The organism is Variovorax sp. GW821-FHT09A10 (assembly GCF_059418385.1).
Map to the genome: position 1 here is coordinate 406122 of NZ_JBWKPT010000003.1, position 18343 is coordinate 424464.

Here is an 18343-nt window from a genome sequence, read left to right on the forward strand (position 1 = left end):
ACTGCTGCCGCTGGTCCTGTCTACCCTGCTCGTCCTGTCCGCCTCCCAGGCCCACGCCGCACCGCGCCAGCCGTACACCCCTGACCAGGCGCGGGCGCTGGGCGATTCGGGTGGAGCGGGAAGGCGGAGGGGGTCGATGGATTCTCGCCCGGCCGTGCTCACGTTGCGGTCAGAGCTGGTGGTCCGAAAACCAGTCCCATTCGTCAAAGCCAAAGAAAGACGGGTCAGAGCTTGTGGCTCTGACCCGTTCATCTATTTACTGAGTTGGTCGATGTGAAAGGGCCTGCCCCCGTTCGTTTTTCGAGGGTGGCACGCCCGCCGCTCCGTCATCGGGTCCGTCCGGCTCCGAACTGAGCGCTGAGCTTTCGAAGAGGACGAGTCACAGCCCACGACCGCGACGCGTGGATGCTTCTCAACTCGCCACTCAAATGCTCGACCAATTTTTCGGCAGAGTTCTTCTGGGCATTCAACTCCTCGATTTGCCTTGTCTGAGCTTCGATCTCGGGCAGCGCACTCTCTTTCAGAGCTTCAATTTCGGCCTGCAAACTCTCGTTTTTCGACTTGATGGCGGCGACAACATCCTTCTCAGGAGTCTGGTCCACGAACACCTCGCTCCTGTCCAGATCAACACTTCCCTTTCGAAGCACCGCCGTGAACTCTTGCGTTGCAAATCTCGTGTGATAGACGCGCTCGACGGAAAAATCGATGAACCCTGCCCCATGCAGGAAATTGATTATTTCGAAGAATGAAGTGGGCGTAAATTGCCACGCATGGGCATCGTGGTACGCCTCGTCGCCCGGAAGATCGACGAAGATTTCTTCTTTCAAATCTCGATAGTTCTGACCATCCGGCGCGCCGTGGTCCCCCGCCCAATGTCGGGCAGCATCGTTGTGGGATCGATGCAGTCTTTGCGCAAGGAAACTCCTTGCGGAATGCACTCTGCGTTGGGCATGGTACGCCGCAAGAATATCCACCACGGCTGTTTCCGGCAGATAGTGGTCGAAGCAATAGCGCCGGTCCGGACAGGCGATGTAGTAGCGGCCACCGTCTTCAAGGACACTGGAGACACCCTGAAAATGCCTGATCAGATCAGGTTGATGTTCAATGCAATGGCCGCTGAAGACGGCAGCAAATTTCCGGTCAACCATGTCGAATCCGCCTTTCGGCGCGACATAGTGAATCTCTGGAACCCTTGATGTCTCATGCCCGGCCTTCTTGACTGCTGCGAAGAGTTCCTCGGTGGATAGAACGTCCATATAACGAACGTTCTCACCAGTGATGGAAGGCGAATGAAAAGGGCCAATCTCCAAAATTGAGCCTTCTTTCTTCGCAAAATCAAGAAGATGGCCTCGCAGTGCCCCGTGGCTGCACAAGTGCCCCTTGGAAATTCCCTCTGTTCGATAGTTTTCCAGCGCATCTTCGTAAGCGAGATGAGACAACTCGGGTTGTTGTTGCCGATAAAAATCCAATTCGAAGATAGAAGGAAGCTCGACTTTTTCCACGTTTGTACCTCTGCGCTGGTTGCTGGGCTCTCGCTGCCGTTCAATTTGAACACCAACTCGTCCGCCACAAACGACTAGAAGCCCCAGCCAAAGCCTGGGAGTACCCGGTCGGCAGTGACAGCAGCGCGCCCCGAACGATTGGAGGTTCCATGCCGGCCAGCACCCGGCGACCGCAATCCGTCCGAACGGGACTGCCGAAGGTTGACTCGAAGCCAGATGGAACAGATGAGCAGACAGTGCTGAATAGCCTTCCCCCGTTCGCCGCGTTGCGATGAAAGCACCCTCACGGGCACCCAAGCCCACGTCAGCTGGCTGCGCCTCAGCGCAAGCCGGAGCGCTTCATCCCGACGCTTTCGCCCACGAGGCCCACTTTCTCTCGAGGTCGAGCTTCTCGAAGCGCTCGACCAGGAACTCGGTGAAGACCTTCAGCTTCGCAGGCTGGTGCCGGCGGCTCTGGTAAGCGATGTTGATCGTCAGCTGCGGCAGCTCCCAGTCGCGGAGCACGGGGATCAGCCGGCCCGCCACGATGTCGTCGTGAATGATGTACTGCGGCTGGATCAGGATGCCCAGACCCGCCAGGGCCGCGGCCCGGATGACCTGGCCTTCGTTGGCGTCCAGGGTCGGCGCGATGCCGATCGCCTGCGCCTCCTTGCCGCGCTTGAAGTGCAGCACGTAGGGATCGTTCGCCAGCGAGTACACGAGCATCCGGTGGGCGGGCAGCTCCCGGGGCGAGGCCGGCTGGCCGTGCGCGGAAAGGTAGGCCGGCGATGCGGCCAGCACGCGCCGCATCTGCGCGAGGCGGCGCACGGTGATGCCCGAGTCGCCTTCGTGCTCCCGGGTGCGGATGGCCGCATCGATGCCCGCCTCGATGAAGCCCGGGTAGCGGTTGGCCGCGGTGATCTGCACGGTGAGCTTGGGGTAGCGCCGGTGGAACTCCGGCAGCGCCGGCGCCAGGTGGATCATCGCGAACGACACGGAGCTCGTGATGCGCAGCACCCCGCTGGGGTTGGTGCTGGCCGAATTGACCTCGGCCTCGGCCTCCGCCATCTCGGCCAGCATGCCACTGCAGCGCTGGTGGTAGCTGCGCCCCGCGTCGGTCAGCCACATGCGGCGCGTGGTGCGCTCCACCAGCCGCGCACCCAGTCGCTCCTCGAGCCCTGTCAGGTAGCGGCTTGCCGCCGCGTTCGACAGGCCGAGCCGCTCGGCCGCCTTGGTGAGGCTGCCCAGCTCCGCGACCTGCACGAAAAGTTCAATCTGTGCCCAGCGGTCCATGCTCAAAAGATTCTTCCATTTTTAGGAAATGACATTTCGTAAGTGGCTCTTTTTTTCCGTTCTTTGACGGTACATCATTCGCCCATCGAGGGCCAGGGTTGGTTCACCAGGAGCAAAGCACCGTGCGCAATATCAATGAAGACACCATCACCCAGGCCGTGATCGCCGCGATGTGCCGCTGCGAGAATCCGCGGCTGCTGACGGTCATGACCAGCCTCGTGCAGCACCTGCATTCCTTTGCACGCGAGGTCAAGCTGACGGAGGCCGAGTGGATGGAGGCGATCCGCTTCCTCACCGACGTCGGGCACATCACGGACGACAAGCGCCAGGAGTTCATCCTGCTGTCGGACACCCTGGGGCTCTCCACGCTCGTCACGGCGCAGAACAACGCCAAGCCGCCGGCCTGCACCGAGGCGACGGTCTTCGGGCCCTTCTTTGTCGAAGACGCGCCGGTGTACGAACACGGCGCCGACATCGCCAACGGCGCGCGCGGCGAGCCCTGCCATGTCAGCGGCCAGGTGCGCGACCTCGAAGGCCGCCCCATCGCCGGCGCGTGGATCGATGTGTGGCAATCGGACGAGGACGGCCTGTATGACGTGCAGCTTCCCGATGCCTCGGGTACCCACGAGCACCGGGCGCGGGGCCGCCTGCGCAGCGGGGTCGATGGGCGTTTTCACTTCCGCTCGATCCTGGCGGTGCCCTACCCGATTCCGCACGACGGCCCGGTGGGTCGCATGCTGTCGGCGCTGGGCCGGCATCCGTGGCGCCCGGCGCACCTGCATTTCATGATCGAGGCGCCCGGCTGCGAGCGGCTGCTCACCCACATCTTCCGCGAGGGCGACAGCTACCTCGATTCGGATGCGGTCTTCGGCGTGCGCTCGACGCTGGTGGCCGACTGGGTGCGCCACGAGGCCGGCCCGGCGCCTGACGGGACGCACTCCGACGTGCCGTTCCACACGCTGCGGTACGACTTCGTGCTCAACCCCAAGGCCCCCAAGGCCGAGGTGCGGGCGTGATCCGGCACATCGTCATGTGGCGCGTCGCCGGCGAGTCGCCGGAAGAAAGGATGCATGCACGCAAACGCGTCAAGCAGGCCTTCGAAAGCCTAGTCGGACGCATTCCCGGCCTGCACCACATCGAGGTGGGCATCGACCGCAGCGACGTGGACCATGCCTGCGACGCCGCGCTGGTGGCCGACTTCGAGTCGCAGCAGGCACTGGACGCGTACGCGGCCCACCCCGAGCACCTGCGGGTGCGCCAGGAACTCGGTGCGCTGCGCACATCGCGCCACCAGGTCGACTACCAGCGCTGAGACAGGAGCCTCGCATGCCTTCATCCTTTGTCTACCAGTCGCTGCCGGGCCGCGTCGTCTTCGGCGCAGGCGCCCTGCTGCAACTCGAACCCGAACTCGACGCACTCGGCGTCCGGCGCGCGCTGGTGCTGTGCACGCCCGACCAGCGGCACGCGGCCGAAGCGATCGCCGCGCGCCTCGGCGCCCGCGCCGCCGGCGTGTTCGACCGGGCGACCATGCACGTTCCGCTCGAGGTGGCGCGCGAAGCGCGCGAGGTGGCCCGCGAACGCAACGCCGACTGCGCCATCGCCATCGGCGGCGGCTCCACCATCGGCCTGGGCAAGGCGATCGCACTCGACAGCGGCCTGCCGATCGTGGCGATCCCGACCACCTACGCCGGCAGCGAGATGACGCCCATCTACGGCATCACGCAGGACGGCGAGAAGCGCACCGGCACCGATGCGCGCGTGCTGCCCCGCACCGTCATCTACGACCCGCAACTGACGCTGACGCTGCCGGTGGGCCTGTCGGTCACCAGCGGCATCAACGCCATCGCGCACGCGGCCGAAGGCCTGTATGCCGCCAACGGCAACCCGGTCACGCGCCTGATGGCGCAGGAAGGCATCCGCGCGCTGGCCGCCGGGCTGCCGGCCATCCATGCCGACCCGGCGGACCTCGAGGCGCGCGGCTCGGCCCTGTACGGGGCGTGGCTGTGCGGCACGGTGCTGGCCCACGGCGGCATGGCGCTGCACCACAAGCTGTGCCACACGCTGGGCGGCAGCTTCAACCTGCCGCATGCGCCGACCCACACGGTGGTGCTGCCGTATGTGCTGGCGTTCAACGCCTCGCGTGCCGAAGAAGCGATGCGCCGCATGGCCGAGGCGCTGGGCACGCACGACAGTGCCGCCGCCGGCGTGTGGGAGCTGGCCCATCGCAACGGCGCGCCGACCTCGCTGCGCGAGCTGGGCATGGCCGAGAGCGATCTCGACCGCGCCGCCGACATCGCCACCGAGCGCCCGTACTGGAACCCGCGGCCCGTCGACCGGGCCGCCGTGCGCGCCGTGCTGCAGGCGGCCTTCGATGGCGTCAGGCCGGACTGAATTTCCCGTTCTTTTCTTTCGCTCGTTCGTTCATGGCGCAGCCCGGTTGCGCCCCCCCCCAAAAATTCCCAGGAGACAAACAATGAATCCCCCTCAAGCGAATCCGCAACCCGACGCCAACGCGTCCTACGACGTGGCCGTGATCGGCTACGGCCCCACCGGCCTGGTGGCGGCCTCGCTGCTGGGCCAGGCCGGCCACCGGGTCGTGGTCGTCGAACGCTGGCCCACCATGTACGGCCTGCCGCGCCTGACGCACATCGACGGCGAGGCGGCGCGCATCGTCCAGGCCTGCGGCAATGTCGACCAGGCCATGCGCGACTCCCTTCCGCTGCATACCTACCACTACGTCAATGCCACCGGCGAACTGCTGCTGGAGCTGGAATGGAAGGGCAAGCAGTGCGGCTACGCGGCGCACAACTCAATCTATCAACCCGATATCGAGGACGCCATTCACGACCGCGTGGCCACGCTGCCCAATGTCGAACTGCTGCGCGGCTGGGAGGCTGTGTTCCTCAAGCAGGGCGCCGACGGGGTGACGGTGGCCATCCAGCGCACGAACAGCGGAAAGGACGGCGCGCCCGAGGCCCGCGAGGAGCAATGGGCCGAGCCTGCGCGCACGTTCAATGCCCGCTACGTGATCGGTGCCGACGGTGCCAACAGCTTCGTGCGCCGCGCGCTGGGCATCGAGCGCAACGACTACGGCCACAAGCACCGCTGGCTGAACCTCGACTCCGAGAACACGTCGGACGCCGCCGAGCGCTTCAAGCGGCTGACCATCTTCTGCGACCCGGCACGCGGCCACATGTACATGCCCATCGGCGACAACCGCACGCGCTTCGAGGTGCGCCTGCTGGACGGCGAAAGCATCGAGGCGTGGGAAGACCCGGCTCACGGCTGGCGCTGGCTGGGCGAGAAGTACGGCGTCGGGCCGAGCGACTTCAAGTTCCTGCGCCACGTGGTCTACACGTTCCAGACGCGCATGGCCGAACGCTGGCGCGAAGGCAACGTGCTGCTGGGCGGCGACGCGGTCCACGCCATGATGCCCTACATGGGACAGGGCGCCTGCTCGGGCATGCGCGACGGCATCAACCTGGCCTGGAAGCTCGACCTGGTGCTCAGCGGCCACGCGTCGCCCGCGCTGCTGGACAGCTACGAAGCCGAGCGCCGCCCGCACGCCCAGCAGATCATGGAGATGTCGCTGTTCCTCGGCCAGGTGACCAACGAGGACGACGTGGAGAAAGCCGCTGCGCGCGACGAGGCCTTCCGCACCCACACCATGCCGCCGATGCCGCCCTTCCCGAAGGTGGAGAACGGCGTGCTGCACCGCGAAGCCGACGGCAGCCTGCTGGCGTCCACGGGCGTGCCGGGGCCGCAGGCGCTCGTGCGCCGTGGCGAGGCCGAAGGCCTGCTGGACGATGTCGTGGGCCATGGCTTCCTGCTGGTGGCGCACGAGGACCCAGCGCCGTTCCTGGGCGCCGGCCAGAAGGCGTTCCTGGATCAACTCGGCTGCCACGTCGTGGTGCTGGCCCAGGACGAGCGAGTGCCCGGTGCGGTGGTCGAGCTGGACGGAGAGATGTCCGGGTTCATGGCCGAGCATGGCCTCCAGGCCTACATCGGCCGCCCGGACTTCATCGTCTTCGGCTCCGTGCCCCGCATGGACACGCTCGCGGCCCTGGTGGACGACCTGCGCCGCAAGCTGCACTGGCTCGACAGCGACGACACCGGCGGGCGGGCCGCCCCGCTTGCCGCGGAGCAGGCCGCATGAGCAGCGCGCCCTCTTCTCCCTCTTCTTCCGCCACGCTGGCCTTCCAGCGGGCCATGCCGATGACGCGGCTGCTGGACTGCGGCATGGACTTCGCCGACGCCCAAGCCCTGTTCCAGCGCACCAGCGCCGGCGAGGCATGGGACCAGGTGGCCGAGGCACTGGCCCAGGCGCAGCTGGAGCGCGCCCGCCAGGCCGAGGCTGCGGGCCATCGCGTGACAGCGGCCGAGGCCCAGGCGGCGGCGTTGGCCGACCTGCTGTTCGCCCAGATGGCCTTCAACCACGACACCCCGCGCAAGCGCGCCCTTTACAACCAGCTGGCCATGGCGACGCGCCAGCTGTGCGAGGGGTCCGAAGGCCGCATGACACGGGCCGAGGTGCCCTTCGGCCCGAGCCATCTCGTCGGCTGGCTGGTGCGGCCGCATGCTGTGCCAGCGCGCGGCACGGTGCTGGTGTTCGGCGGCCAGAGCGGTTGGGGCGTGGCCTACCTGCCCATTGCCCGCGCGCTCGCGCGACGCGGCCTGGCCACCCTGCTGGCCGAAGGGCCGGGCCAGGGCGAGACGCGCATGACCCAGGGCATCCATGTCGATGTGGACATGGAAGCGGCCTACAGCCAGTTCGTCACCTTCATCGCGAACGACGCCTCGCTCGGTGCGCCCGGCATCTGGGGCAACAGCGTCGGGGGCCTGTGGGCCGCGCGCACGGCCGCGGCCGATGCACGCATTCGCGCCTGCTGCATCAACGGCAGCCTGGCCGCACCGACGCTGCTGCCCTTCCGGACCTTCGCGGAGCAGGCCGCGGCCATGCTGGGCTCCGACGACGAGCAGGCCATCCAGCAGAACTTCGAGCGCATGCGCTTTCGCCCCGGGCGGGACCGCATCGACTGCCCCTTGCTCGTGCTGCACGGCGGTGCCGATCCGTTGGTCCGAATGGAGGACCAGCAGCCCTTCCTGGACGCCGCAACGAATCCCGACGTCACCTTGCGCGTGTGGGAGGACGGCGAGCACACGATCTACAACCACGCGGCGCAGCGGACCGCTGTCGTGGCGGACTGGTTCGCCCAGCGACTCGCGCCGGGTTGAGGCTTCGCCCCGGCCCCTCAAAGCACCCCAGCCTCATCCCCCTGCACACCGTCGTCCAGCACCGGCACCTCGCTGGCCACCAGCGGTTGGCCGATGGGCGCGCCGGCCTTCCCCACCCGGACCGCCGCCATGTCGGCGTCGTTCGGGTACTGCCCCGCAATCCAGTAGTCGAACACCCGCCGCACGATCGGCGCCGCGTGCGCCGCGCCGAAGCCTGCGTTCTCGACGATCGCGGCCACCGCGATCGTCGGGTCTTCGGCCGGGGCGAACGCCATGTACAGCGCGTGGTCGCGCTGGCGCGCCTCCAGGGCCTTGCCGCTCGCGCGCGCCTTCGGGCTCAGGCCCACGGCCTGCGAGGTGCCGGTCTTGCCGGCCGAGGTGTACGCGGCGCCCGCGAACACGCGCGTGCCGGTGCCGCCCTTGGTGACCGCCACCATCGCGTCGCGCACCACCTCGACGTGCTTGCGCGCATAGCCCAGGTCCTGGGCCGGCGGCTGGACCTGCCGCACCACCTCGCCGGTCGACGTGTCGCGGATGGCCCGCACCAGGTGCGGCTGGTAGCGCACGCCGCCGTTGGCCAGCGTGGCATTGGCCGAGGCCAGCTGCAGCATCGTGAAGCTGTTGTAGCCCTGGCCGATGCCCAGCGAAATCGTCTCGCCCGGGTGCCAGGTCTTCATGTCGGCGCGCCGGTAGGCCGCGCGCTTCCACGCCCTGCTGGGCAGCACGCCGCGCGACTCGCCCTGCAGGTCGATGCCGGTGAACTGCCCGAAGCCCAGCGGCGCCATGAAGTCGTGGATCAGGTCCACGCCCATCTCGGCGGCCAGCGAATAGAAATACGTGTTGCTTGAAAACTGGATGGCGCGGTGCATGTCGACGCCGCCCAGCCCGCCCCGGTGGCTGCGGAAGGTGCGCCCGCCGAAGTTGTAGAAGCCCGGGTCGTTCTCCACCTTGTCGGCGCTGCGCTTGCCGGTCTGCAGCGCCGCCATCGCCATGAAGGGCTTGTAGGTGGAGCCGGGCGGGTAGGTGCCGCGCAGCGCGCGGTTCAGCAGCGGGTTGTCGGGCGACTCGGTCAGCGCCTTCCAGTTCTCGGTGTCGATGCCCTCGACGAACAGGTTGGGATCGAAGGTGGGCTTGCTCACGAAGGCCAGCACCTCGCCGGTCTTCGGGTCGATGGCCACGAGCGCGCCCCGGCGCTCGCCGAACATGTCTTCCACGAGCTTCTGCAGCTTGATGTCGAGCGACAGCATCACCGTCTGGCCCGGCCTGGCAGGGTGGCGCGACAGGCGGCGCACCGCGTGCCCGCCGGCCGAGGTTTCCATCTGCTCCACGCCGGTCTGGCCGTGCAGCGCCTTTTCGTAGCTCTGCTCGATGCCGACCTTGCCGATGTAGTCGGTGCCCCGGTAGTTGGCGCGCTCGTCTTCCTCCCAGTCGTCCATCGCGGTCTTCTCGCGCTGGTTGATGCGCCCGATGTAGCCGATCACGTGCGCGCCCACCTCGCCGTGCGGGTAGGTGCGAAACAGCCGCGCCCGGATTTCCACGCCGGGGAAGCGGTAGCGCTGCGCCGCGAAGCGCGCCACCTCTTCGTCGCTCAGGCGGGTGCGGATGGGCAGGGAGTCGAAGCTGCGCGAATCCTCGCGCAGGCGCTGGAAGCGGCGGCGGTCCCTGGGCGTCACTTCGAGCAGCTCGCCCAGCTCGTCGATGACGGTGGCGATGTCGCCCACCTTCGACGGCGTGATCTCCAGCGTGTAGGCGGCGTAGTTGGACGCCAGCACCACGCCGTTGCGGTCCAGGATCTGCCCGCGGTTGGGCACCACGGGGACGATCGCGGTGCGATTGCTCTCGGCCCGGTCCGCCAGCGTTTCATGGCGCACCACCTGCAGGTAGACCAGCCGCGCGCCGATCAGTCCGAATCCGAACAACACCGCGCAACCGACCACCACCACGCGGCGGCGAAAAAGAGCGAGCTCGGCGGCGGCATTGCGGATTTCATTCATCGGGCGAAACGGGGGGAAAGAAGCGGAGAAGCCAGATAGGAGGCCCTGCCCGCCCGAAGGTTCCGCGTCGACGGTCGACGAAACGCGATCGTCCGCTCAGGCCCACGCTTCTTCGGCACCGATGCGAACCTGGCGCGTCGGCACCACCTGCTGGAGGCCGTACCCCGTGCGCTCGTCCCCTTCGGAGATCAGCCGCATCATGGCCTCGCGCAGCGCGGGGCACACGCCGGTGCCTGCGTGCAGGTCACGAAAGAACCGCATCGTGGCGCCCGCCACCACCTCGGCCATCTGCACGCCCGCCGCTTCGTGCGACTGCCTGAAATCGAGGGCGGCCACGTCTTCGAAGCGGTGGTCGGACGGGGGCGTGCACAGCAGCTCCATCGCACGGTCCGGTCCTTCGGCCGCGGCCGCCCCCTGACCCAGGATGCGCTGCACGTCGAAATTCTGGTCATGCACCAGCCGGACATCGGCCAGGCTGTGCCGGTAGTAGAGGTCGATCCGAGCGTAGATGCGCATGAACGACGTCAGGTTCGGCAGCGTCCAGGCCTGTGTCGACGACGTGTTGAGTTCGGGAGGCGGAAGAAACTCCAGCCAGGGCTGATGCTGGGCCCCACTCAGCGCGTGGTACTCGGTGTTCGCCGCTTCGACGATACGGCCGAACCCCTTGGCAACCTGCGCCGCGGCCTCTTCCTCCTCCTCGGCGGTGTGCGTGGCCAGGTCGCGCAGGCTGGCAAACGATGCGTGAAGTGTTCCGGCCTCCGGCGTCAGGCAGGACGCGACGAAGCTGTCCAGCACATGCGCATCGGCATGGGCGTGCAGGAAATCCGAGACGGCATTCCTGAGGAAGTCCAGCCGCATCGACTCGGGGTAGCCCAGGCAGGACGGCAGCAGCTGGAACGACGTGATGCAGCTGCAGATGAAGTAGCGCTTGTCGACCAGCTCCACGAAAAGCGGGGCCCGCCGGTCGAGCAAGGCGTGGATCACCGCAGCGGAGAACTCCGGCCTGGAGGCCAGCGATCGGGCACCGGGTTCGCCCGAGGGAATGCGATGGCGATCGCGCAACGCCTGGAGGCGCGCATCCCACTCCTCCTCGTCTTGCAGCCCGACGCCCGCCAACGCGAAGTAGGGTTGCCGCTTGAAGTCGTAGCCCGTGCCGCTGCCGACCATGTCGCCGCTGTGGCCGCTTTCGTCGATGTAGATGGTGGTCATGGTGCCGGGGCGAACGCCTCGCGCCGTCGTGCGGTCACAAGGGCCTCTTCATGCGGCAGGTCGTGGGCTGCTCGGCCGCCTTGGCGTCCACGCTCGCGATCTGCTTCCAGCCGAAGCCGGTGCCTTCCTGGTCGTAGCGGACGCTCGAGCCGTCGACCTTCTCCCAGCTCTGGACGAACATCGCCTGCTGGGCCTGGTGGTCGGACTTGCGCAGCACCACGGGGCCGTTGATGCCCTCGAAGCGCAAGCCCTCGAGCTGGGCGGCCACCTTCGCCGGCTCGGCGGACTTCGCGCTGCGGATGGCGCCGGACAGCGCGACGACGGCGTTGTAGCCCATGCCGTTGATGAAGTCCTCGCCGAACTGCTTCTTGAAGTTGCCCAGCACGGCCGAACTCTTCGCACCGGGGTCGTTGGGGTTGAAGGTCGAGACCAGCTTGACGCGGCCCTCGCCCGTCGCGCCGATGGTGCCGGGCACGCCGTAGTTGCTGCCGTTGAAGGTGTAGAAGTCGACCTTCAATCCGAAGTCGTTGGCCGCGCGCACGATGAGCGCCAGGTCGGAGCCCGAGCTGGCCGTGATCACCGCGTCGGCGCCGGACTGGCGGATCTTGGCCATGTAGGGCGCGAAGTCCTTCACCTGCGCGGTCGGATGCAGGTCGTCGCCCACGATCTCGATGTCGGCGCGCTTGCGCGCAAGCGACTCGCGCGACGCACGCGCCGTGTCCTGCCCGTAGGCGTAGTTGGGATTGAGCAGGTGGACCTTGCGGATGTCCTTGCGGCCGGCCAGGTAGGTGGTGAGCGCATCGACCTTCATGTCCGAATGGGCGTCGGTGCGGAAGTGCCAGTAGCTGCACTTCTCGTTCGTGAGCACCGGCGCCTGCGACGCGTAGTTCAGGAACACGATCTCCTTGCCCGGATTGCGGGCGTTGTGCTTGTCGATGGCCTCGCCCAGCGCGATGCCCACGCTGGACGAACTCGCGCCCTGGACCACATAGCGGATGTCCTTGGCCACGACCGTGCCGAGCAGCGCCACGGCCTCCTGGGGCGACAGCTTGTTGTCGAAGGGGACGATCTCGAACTGATAGGGGCCGGCCCACTTCTCCTCGTTCGCGACCCGCGCCGCGTACTGGAAGCTCTTCAACACGTTCTGTCCCAGGCCGGCCATCGGGCCCGACAGCATGTCGAGCGTGGCGATCTTCACGGTCTGCACGGGTTGGGCGCCGGCGGCCAGGGCGATGCACAGCATCGGCGCGGCGATGGTTTTCTTCAGGCTCACGGTAAGTCTCCTTGTGGATGTCGATCTGCGGGTGTTCAGACGATGACGGCGCCGCCGTCGGCGACGAGCGTCTGGCCGGTCACGAACGCGGCCGCGGGCGATGCCAGGAAGGCGATGGCGCCGGCAATCTCTTGCGGCTGCCCGACGCGCCGCAACGGCAATTTCTTCTGCGTGAACGACTGGATCTCGGGGTCCGCGAGCAGCATGCCGGCCATCTTGGTGTCGATCAGGCCCGGCGCGATGCAGTTGACGCGAATGCCCTGCGGGCCCCACTCGACCGCCAGGTCGCGGGCCAGTTGCATGTCGCCGGCCTTGGACAACCCGTAGGCACCGATCGTCGAAGAGCCCTGCAGGCCCGCGATGGACGAGACGATCACGATGGCGCCGTTGCCCCTGGCCTGCATGTCGGGCCGAACGAGATTGGCCAGCCAGAGATTGCTCAGCACGTTGTTGCGCACGATCTTCATGAACATCTCGTCCGCGATCTCGGCCAGCGGCCCGTAGTGCGGGTTCGTGGCCGCATTGCAGACCAGGATGTCGATGGCGCCGAAGCGCTCGCGCACCTGCGCCACCATCGCGCGCAGCTCCTCGGGCTGCGAGATGCTGGCCTGGCAGGCAAAGGCCTGCCCGCCTTGCGCGCGGATGCCCTCGGCCACTTCCTCGCAGGCCTCGAGCCGCCGGCTGGAGACGCAGACTTTGGCCCCGAGCAGCGCCAGGTGCTCGGCGGTGGCGCGGCCGATGCCGCGGCTGGCACCGGTCACGACGGCGACTTTTCCGTTCAGGTCGAACAGGTTCATGCGTGGATATCCTTGAAAGTGGAAAGAAGAGAAGGAGCCGGTGCACCGATGCCGTGTCGCAGCAGGTGCTTTTGCAACTTGCCCGACGGCGTGCGCGGCAGCGCGTCGACGCAGACGTAGTCGCGCGGAATCTTGTAGCGGGCCAGCTTGTCGGCCAGGAAGGCCTTGAGCACCTCGCTGTCCGGCTGCCGGCCGGGCCGGGGCACGATGACCGCCACCACGGTTTCGCCCCAGTCCGGGTGCGGGCGGCCGATGACGGCCACGTCGGCGAGATCGGGATGCGGCGACAGCGCGTCTTCCACTTCCTTGGAGTACACGTTCTCGCCGCCGGTGGTGATCAGGTCCTTGAGCCGGTCCACCACGTAGTAGTAGCCGTCCTCGTCGACCCGGGCCAGGTCGCCGCTTCGGTACCAGCCGTCGGACGTGTACGCGGCGCGCGTGCCCTCGGGGTCGTTCAGGTAGCCGCGCATGGCGGCTTCGCTGCGCAGCTGGATCTCGCCGACCTGGCCCGCGGGCGTCGCGCTGCCGTCTTCGGCAACCACGCGCACCTGCACGCCCGGCAGGCTGGAGCGGCCGATCGACCCGGCCTTGCGCAGCGCGTCCTCGGGGAACAGCGCGGTGCCGAGCGGGCCCATCTCGGTCATGCCGTAGACCTGCATGAACTGCGTCGTGCGATAGCGCTGCATGAGCCGCTTCGCCATGTCTTCGCCCAGCGGGCCGCCGCCGTAGATCCACAGCCGCATCGAGCCCAGGTCGTGGCGGTCGAAGTCGGCGAGCTCGAGGGGTGCGAGCAAGGCGATGGGCGCGCCGAAGGTCAGCGTGACGCGGTGCCGCGCAATCGCTTCCAGGAATCCGCGCGGCGCGTACTCGCGCAGGAAGACCAGCGTGCCGCCCATCAGCAGCGTTCCGAAGGTCCAGTTGTTGAGCGGCGCCGCGTGCCAGATCGGCATCGCGATGAGCATCCGGTCGTTGTGCGTCATCGACAGGGCCGCCGCGCAGACCAGCGCCGTGGTGAAGACCGCGCGGTGGCTGTGCAGGCATCCCTTGGGCTGGCCGGTGGTGCCCGAGGTGTAGAGCACCTGCGCCAGTGCGTCGTCGCCGACCGGTGCAGGCAGCTCGCCCGCTTCCGTGCGCTGCACCAGCGTGTCGAAGTGATCGAAGCCGACGTCCGCCGCGCCCGCCATGTCGCCGGTGCCCAGCAGGCAGGCCTCGGTCTCGATGCGTTGCGCGAGCGCGCCCAGGGCGACGTCGATGATGCAGAGCCTGGCGGCGCTGTGGTGCAGGATGAACTCGACCTCGGGCTTCTGCAGCTTGTGGTTGACCGGCACGATGACCGCGCCCAGGCGCAGCGCACCCAGCACGCCGATGAGAAAGTACGGCGTGTTGAAGCACATGAGCGCCACGCGGTCGCCCTGCCCCACGCCCCGGTCGCGCAGCACCTGCGCGGCGCGGCGGCTGAGCGCCTGGATCTGCGCGTAGCTGAAGGCCTCGTCGCCGCAGTGCAGCAGCGTCTTCGTCGGCCAGCGCGACGCGCTCTCGTCGAACATCGAGATCAGGTTCATGAAGTTTTTTCCAGTGGGATGCGGGTCCGGGCAGCGCGATGCCGCCGGGTTCCGCATCCGGTGTTTCTTGTGGGCGCGGCCGGGAGCGGCTGCGCGGCGGGATCAGAAGAAGTCGGCGTCCAGCGCCATCACGGCGTCGTCGTCCTGCGCGGCCACCAGCAAGTGCTGCTCGACCTCGGGAAACAGGTGCGCGAAATAGAAGCGGGCCGTGGCCACCTTGGCGACGTCGAAGGCATCGGACTGCCGCGCGTCGATCCTGCGCTGCGCGATCGAGGCCATGCCGATCCACTGCCACGCGAGGGCCAGCACACCGACGATGCGCAGGCAGCTGTGGCCGGACGCGCCGACCTGGTCGGGGTGCGCCGGTGCCCGCGCGATCAGGTGCCGGACCAGCGCATCGAGGCGCGCGCACAGCGAGCGCGTCTGCGCCACCCACGGCTGCAGCACCGGGTGCGCCTCGTTCTTCTCGAGCACCTGGTGCACCACGTCCAGGAACCCGCGCAGCCTCGCGCCTCCGTCGCCGAGGATCTTGCGACCGAGCAGGTCCTGCCCCTGGATGCCGTTGGCCCCTTCGTAGATCTGGCCCACGCGCACGTCGCGGAGGTACTGGTGAACGCCGCTGTCGTCCAGGTAGCCCCAGCCGCCCATGACCTGCTGCGCCAGGGTCGTGCTGGCGTAGCCGTTGTCCGTCGCGAAGGCCTTGAGCACCGGCGTGAGCAGCGAGACCAGCTCGTCGGCCTCGCGGCGCACCGAGGGCTCGGGGTGGCGCTTCGAGCGATCGACCTGCAACGCGAGCCAGTAGGCCAGCGCGCGCGAACCTTCCGTCCAGGCCTTCTGCACCAGCAGCATGCGGCGCACGTCGGCATGCACGATCAACGGATCGGCGGCAAGCTGCGGCTCGGACCTGCGCGCGCCGCCGAAGCCGCGTCCCTGCAGCCGCGTGCGGGCGTGATCGCGCGCCCGCTGGTAGGCCGCCTCGGCCTGGTTCACGCCCTGCATGCCCGTGGCCAGGCGGGCGATGTTCATCATCACGAACATGGCCGCCAGGCCGTTGCCGGCCGTGTTCAGCAATTCGCCGCGCGCACCGTCGAGCCGCAACCAGCAGGTCGGCGTGCCGCGGATGCCCATCTTGTCCTCGAGCCCCTCGCAGCGCACGCCGTTGCGCTCGACCGCGCCGGGCAGGTGCCGCGGCACGATGAACAGCGAAAGCCCCCGGGCGCCCTCGGGCGCACCCGCGATCCGGGCCAGCACGAGGTGGACGATGTTGTCCGCCAGGTCGTGCTCGGCGGCCGTGACCATGCGCTTGAGGCCCGTGAGGCGGTAGCTGCCGTCCGGCTGCGGAACGGCCTCCGTGCGCAGCAGGCCCACGTCGGTGCCGGCCTCGCGCTCGGTGATGCACATGCTGCTGGTCCACGCGCCGCTGGCCAGGTGCGGAAGGTACGCCGCCTGCTGCGCGGGCGTGCCGTTGGCCCGGATGCATTCGTAGCCGCCGCGCGAGATGCTGTGGTACATCAGCCAGGAATGGTTCGCCGAGCCGATCAGCTCCGTCATCAAATTGGTTAGCACCGTCGGCCACGCTTGGCCGCCGTGCTCAGTCGACGCCCCCAGGCCGGCCCAGCCCTTGTCGCGGAACATGTCGTAGGCGGCCTTGAAGCCGCTGGGCGTGGCGACTTCGCCATCACGCCAGACGCAGCCTTCGCGGTCCGCGCTCTGATTGAGCGGTGCGAGCACCTCTTCGGCGAAGGCCGCCATGTCCTCCATCAGCGCGTCGACGTCTTCGCGGGCGATGGCGCCGGGCAGGTGAAGCGCCTTCAGTTCTTCATCGATGCCGAGCAGGTCGTTCAGGACGAAGCGCAGTTCGCGCAAGGGAGCTTTGTAGGACGCAGGAGGTGACATGCAAGAATGACGAGTGCGCGCGTTGGCCTTGGGTTGAAGTGAGGTTCGGGGCTCGCGGCCACCGGCTGCCTTGGGTTGGAAGAAGTCTAGGAAATCGACCGGGCAGGCATGTTCAGTTTTCGGGACGCGCCCCGAGGCCTTGATTTCCCTCTGCCACGAGGCCCTCCTCCTTGCGTGCGCCGTCCCGGTGTTCGCTTTTCAGCCATGACGACCGCTCTCAAGCCCCGACGCAAACCCTCCCAGTCACGCGCATGGATGACGTCCATCGCCATACAGGACGCCTTCGTTCTCCTGCTGCTGGAAAAGGGTTATGAGAAGACGTCGATGCGCGACATCGCCAACGTGGCGGGCGTCAGCGTCGGCAGCGTCTACCAGTACTTCCCCGGCAAGGAAGCGGTCGCGGCCATGACCGTGCGCACCTGGGTGCGCAAGCTCTCGACGGCGCTGTCGGGCGCGGTGGACGACATCGTCCAGGCGGAAGGTCAACGCACGCTGCGCGAGATCACGAGACAGCTGGCGCAGACCCAGGTGCACACGATGCTCGAGGGCGGCGGGCATTGGCGGGTGCTGAGTTCCATCGAACGCCGCGTCTCGCCGCAGCTCGTCTACAACCGCCTGTACCAGCACAACGTCAACCTCTTTCGCAAGGCGCTGACGAGTGCGGTGGACTGGCCCGAAGGACTGCAGGATGAGCGCGTCGCCTTCGGCGCCTACACCGTCGTCGATGCGCTGGTGAAGCAGACGCTGCTGGTGAGCGCCACGTTGCCGAGCGCGGACGTCATGGTGGAGGAGGTCCTGCTGGCGCTGGACGGGTATCTGCAGGCCGTGCGCCAGGGCGCAGCGCGCAAGGAATGAGCGCAGGCCGCCATGCGGCGGTTGCGCTCAGTGGGCTGCGCGTGTCGTGCGCTCGCCTTCGGCAGAAGCGGCTGCCCCCCATCAAGCCGCGTCGCGACGCAGGAACACATGCGTGGCGCGCTCGCCCGCCACCTGCCGTTCGCAGCGGTAGCCCAGCGCGGGCAGATCCAGGCCTGCGAACAACGCTTCCCCCTGGCCCAACAGCACCGGCAGAGGAGAACAGGCGACAGCATCTTGCGAGCGTTCAGCAACTGCTCCACCATAGGCAACGATCAGCCCCGCAACCACGCCCCTCACATCCATGACCATGGCTCACTTGCCCGCTTCCGCGTCCGACCAGGACCTCATCCACTTCGCCGACGCATGGGCCAGGCTGATGGAGGCCGAAGACTACATGGCCGCCTTTGCCTTCACTGCGCACGAGCCCTCCATGCAGTGGACGCCCGCGCTGATCGAGCAGGTCGTCAAGTCGTACGGCGAATGCAGTGCCACCCAGAAGGTCACGCTGCACGGACAACCGACCGACGTGTCCCAGCGCAAGGAAGTCACCCGATGGCAGAAGGACCACCAGGGAGGCATCGGCGAGATCTGGTACGACCTGAACATCGACGGATACGTCAGCGACCTCACCGCGACCTTCGATGTCGAAGAGGGACCGGACGGGCTGACCATACGACTGAACGACATCCACGTCATGTAGCGCCTGCCACCAACCCTCACGCCAACCTTCCCAGACAAGCAACACCAT

16 protein-coding genes are annotated in these 18343 nt (G+C 67.6%); 7 read left to right on the plus strand and 9 right to left on the minus strand.

Annotated features, from left to right (window positions below; translation table 11 throughout):
* Window positions 1-326: 326 nt before the first annotated feature.
* Complete coding sequence (locus AC07Q9_RS15145) at window positions 327-1502, minus strand: class I SAM-dependent methyltransferase (protein ID WP_495310451.1); 1176 nt, start codon at window positions 1500-1502, stop codon at window positions 327-329.
* Between the two features lie 339 nt (window positions 1503-1841).
* Complete coding sequence (locus AC07Q9_RS15150; RefSeq protein WP_493196260.1) at window positions 1842-2774, minus strand: LysR family transcriptional regulator; 933 nt, start codon at window positions 2772-2774, stop codon at window positions 1842-1844.
* A 122-nt stretch (window positions 2775-2896) separates the two neighbouring features.
* Between AC07Q9_RS15150 and AC07Q9_RS15155 the strand changes: the two genes are divergently transcribed.
* The 5 genes from AC07Q9_RS15155 (at window position 2897) to AC07Q9_RS15175 (ending at window position 8009) form a co-directional block, all read left to right on the plus strand.
* Window positions 2897-3790 (plus strand): intradiol ring-cleavage dioxygenase, encoded by an 894-nt coding sequence (locus AC07Q9_RS15155; protein WP_495310453.1) that lies wholly within the window; start codon window positions 2897-2899, stop codon window positions 3788-3790.
* Window positions 3787-4086, plus strand: a complete 300-nt coding sequence (locus AC07Q9_RS15160) for a Dabb family protein (RefSeq protein ID WP_495310455.1) — start codon at window positions 3787-3789, stop codon at window positions 4084-4086. Before AC07Q9_RS15155 ends, AC07Q9_RS15160 begins: the two co-directional genes overlap by 4 nt.
* Window positions 4087-4100: 14 nt before the next feature.
* Entirely contained in the window at window positions 4101-5165 is a 1065-nt protein-coding gene (locus AC07Q9_RS15165; RefSeq protein ID WP_495310457.1) for a maleylacetate reductase, read from the plus strand.
* Window positions 5166-5247: 82 nt separating this feature from the next.
* Window positions 5248-6930, plus strand: a complete 1683-nt coding sequence (mhpA, locus tag AC07Q9_RS15170; protein ID WP_495310459.1) for a bifunctional 3-(3-hydroxy-phenyl)propionate/3-hydroxycinnamic acid hydroxylase MhpA — start codon at window positions 5248-5250, stop codon at window positions 6928-6930.
* Window positions 6927-8009, plus strand: coding sequence for an alpha/beta hydrolase family protein (locus tag AC07Q9_RS15175; RefSeq protein ID WP_495310461.1), 1083 nt, complete (start codon window positions 6927-6929; stop codon window positions 8007-8009). Before mhpA ends, AC07Q9_RS15175 begins: the two co-directional genes overlap by 4 nt.
* A 17-nt stretch (window positions 8010-8026) precedes the next feature.
* On the opposite strand, the gene mrdA is transcribed toward AC07Q9_RS15175, so the two are convergent.
* From mrdA to AC07Q9_RS15205, 6 genes are all read right to left on the minus strand, one after another.
* On the minus strand, window positions 8027-10003 hold the full coding sequence (mrdA, locus tag AC07Q9_RS15180; RefSeq protein WP_495310463.1) for a penicillin-binding protein 2: 1977 nt from the start codon (window positions 10001-10003) through the stop codon (window positions 8027-8029).
* Window positions 10004-10099: 96 nt separating this feature from the next.
* On the minus strand, window positions 10100-11212 hold the full coding sequence (locus AC07Q9_RS15185; protein ID WP_495310465.1) for a DUF3800 domain-containing protein: 1113 nt from the start codon (window positions 11210-11212) through the stop codon (window positions 10100-10102).
* Window positions 11213-11246: 34 nt separating this feature from the next.
* Window positions 11247-12455 (minus strand): branched-chain amino acid ABC transporter substrate-binding protein, encoded by a 1209-nt coding sequence (locus AC07Q9_RS15190; protein ID WP_495310802.1) that lies wholly within the window; start codon window positions 12453-12455, stop codon window positions 11247-11249.
* Window positions 12456-12520: 65 nt separating this feature from the next.
* The gene (locus tag AC07Q9_RS15195) at window positions 12521-13282 is read right to left on the minus strand and encodes an SDR family NAD(P)-dependent oxidoreductase (protein WP_159276211.1); all 762 of its coding nucleotides are present in this window, start codon (window positions 13280-13282) and stop codon (window positions 12521-12523) included.
* The gene (locus AC07Q9_RS15200; RefSeq protein ID WP_495310467.1) at window positions 13279-14844 is read right to left on the minus strand and encodes a class I adenylate-forming enzyme family protein; all 1566 of its coding nucleotides are present in this window, start codon (window positions 14842-14844) and stop codon (window positions 13279-13281) included. The genes AC07Q9_RS15195 and AC07Q9_RS15200 overlap by 4 nt, the downstream gene beginning before the upstream one ends.
* Before the next feature lie 102 nt (window positions 14845-14946).
* Window positions 14947-16710, minus strand: a complete 1764-nt coding sequence (locus AC07Q9_RS15205) for an acyl-CoA dehydrogenase family protein (RefSeq protein ID WP_495310469.1) — start codon at window positions 16708-16710, stop codon at window positions 14947-14949.
* A gap of 285 nt (window positions 16711-16995) precedes the next feature.
* Here AC07Q9_RS15205 and AC07Q9_RS15210 point away from each other — a divergent pair, with 285 nt between their 5' ends.
* Window positions 16996-17595, plus strand: coding sequence for a TetR/AcrR family transcriptional regulator (locus AC07Q9_RS15210; protein WP_495310471.1), 600 nt, complete (start codon window positions 16996-16998; stop codon window positions 17593-17595).
* 81 nt (window positions 17596-17676) lie between these two features.
* On the opposite strand, the gene AC07Q9_RS15215 is transcribed toward AC07Q9_RS15210, so the two are convergent.
* Entirely contained in the window at window positions 17677-17904 is a 228-nt protein-coding gene (locus AC07Q9_RS15215; protein WP_495310472.1) for a hypothetical protein, read from the minus strand.
* On the opposite strand from AC07Q9_RS15215, the gene AC07Q9_RS15220 reads away from it, so the two are divergent.
* Entirely contained in the window at window positions 17903-18295 is a 393-nt protein-coding gene (locus AC07Q9_RS15220; protein ID WP_495310474.1) for a DUF7668 domain-containing protein, read from the plus strand. The two genes, AC07Q9_RS15215 and AC07Q9_RS15220, sit on opposite strands and share 2 nt — an antisense overlap.
* Window positions 18296-18343 lie beyond the last annotated feature (48 nt).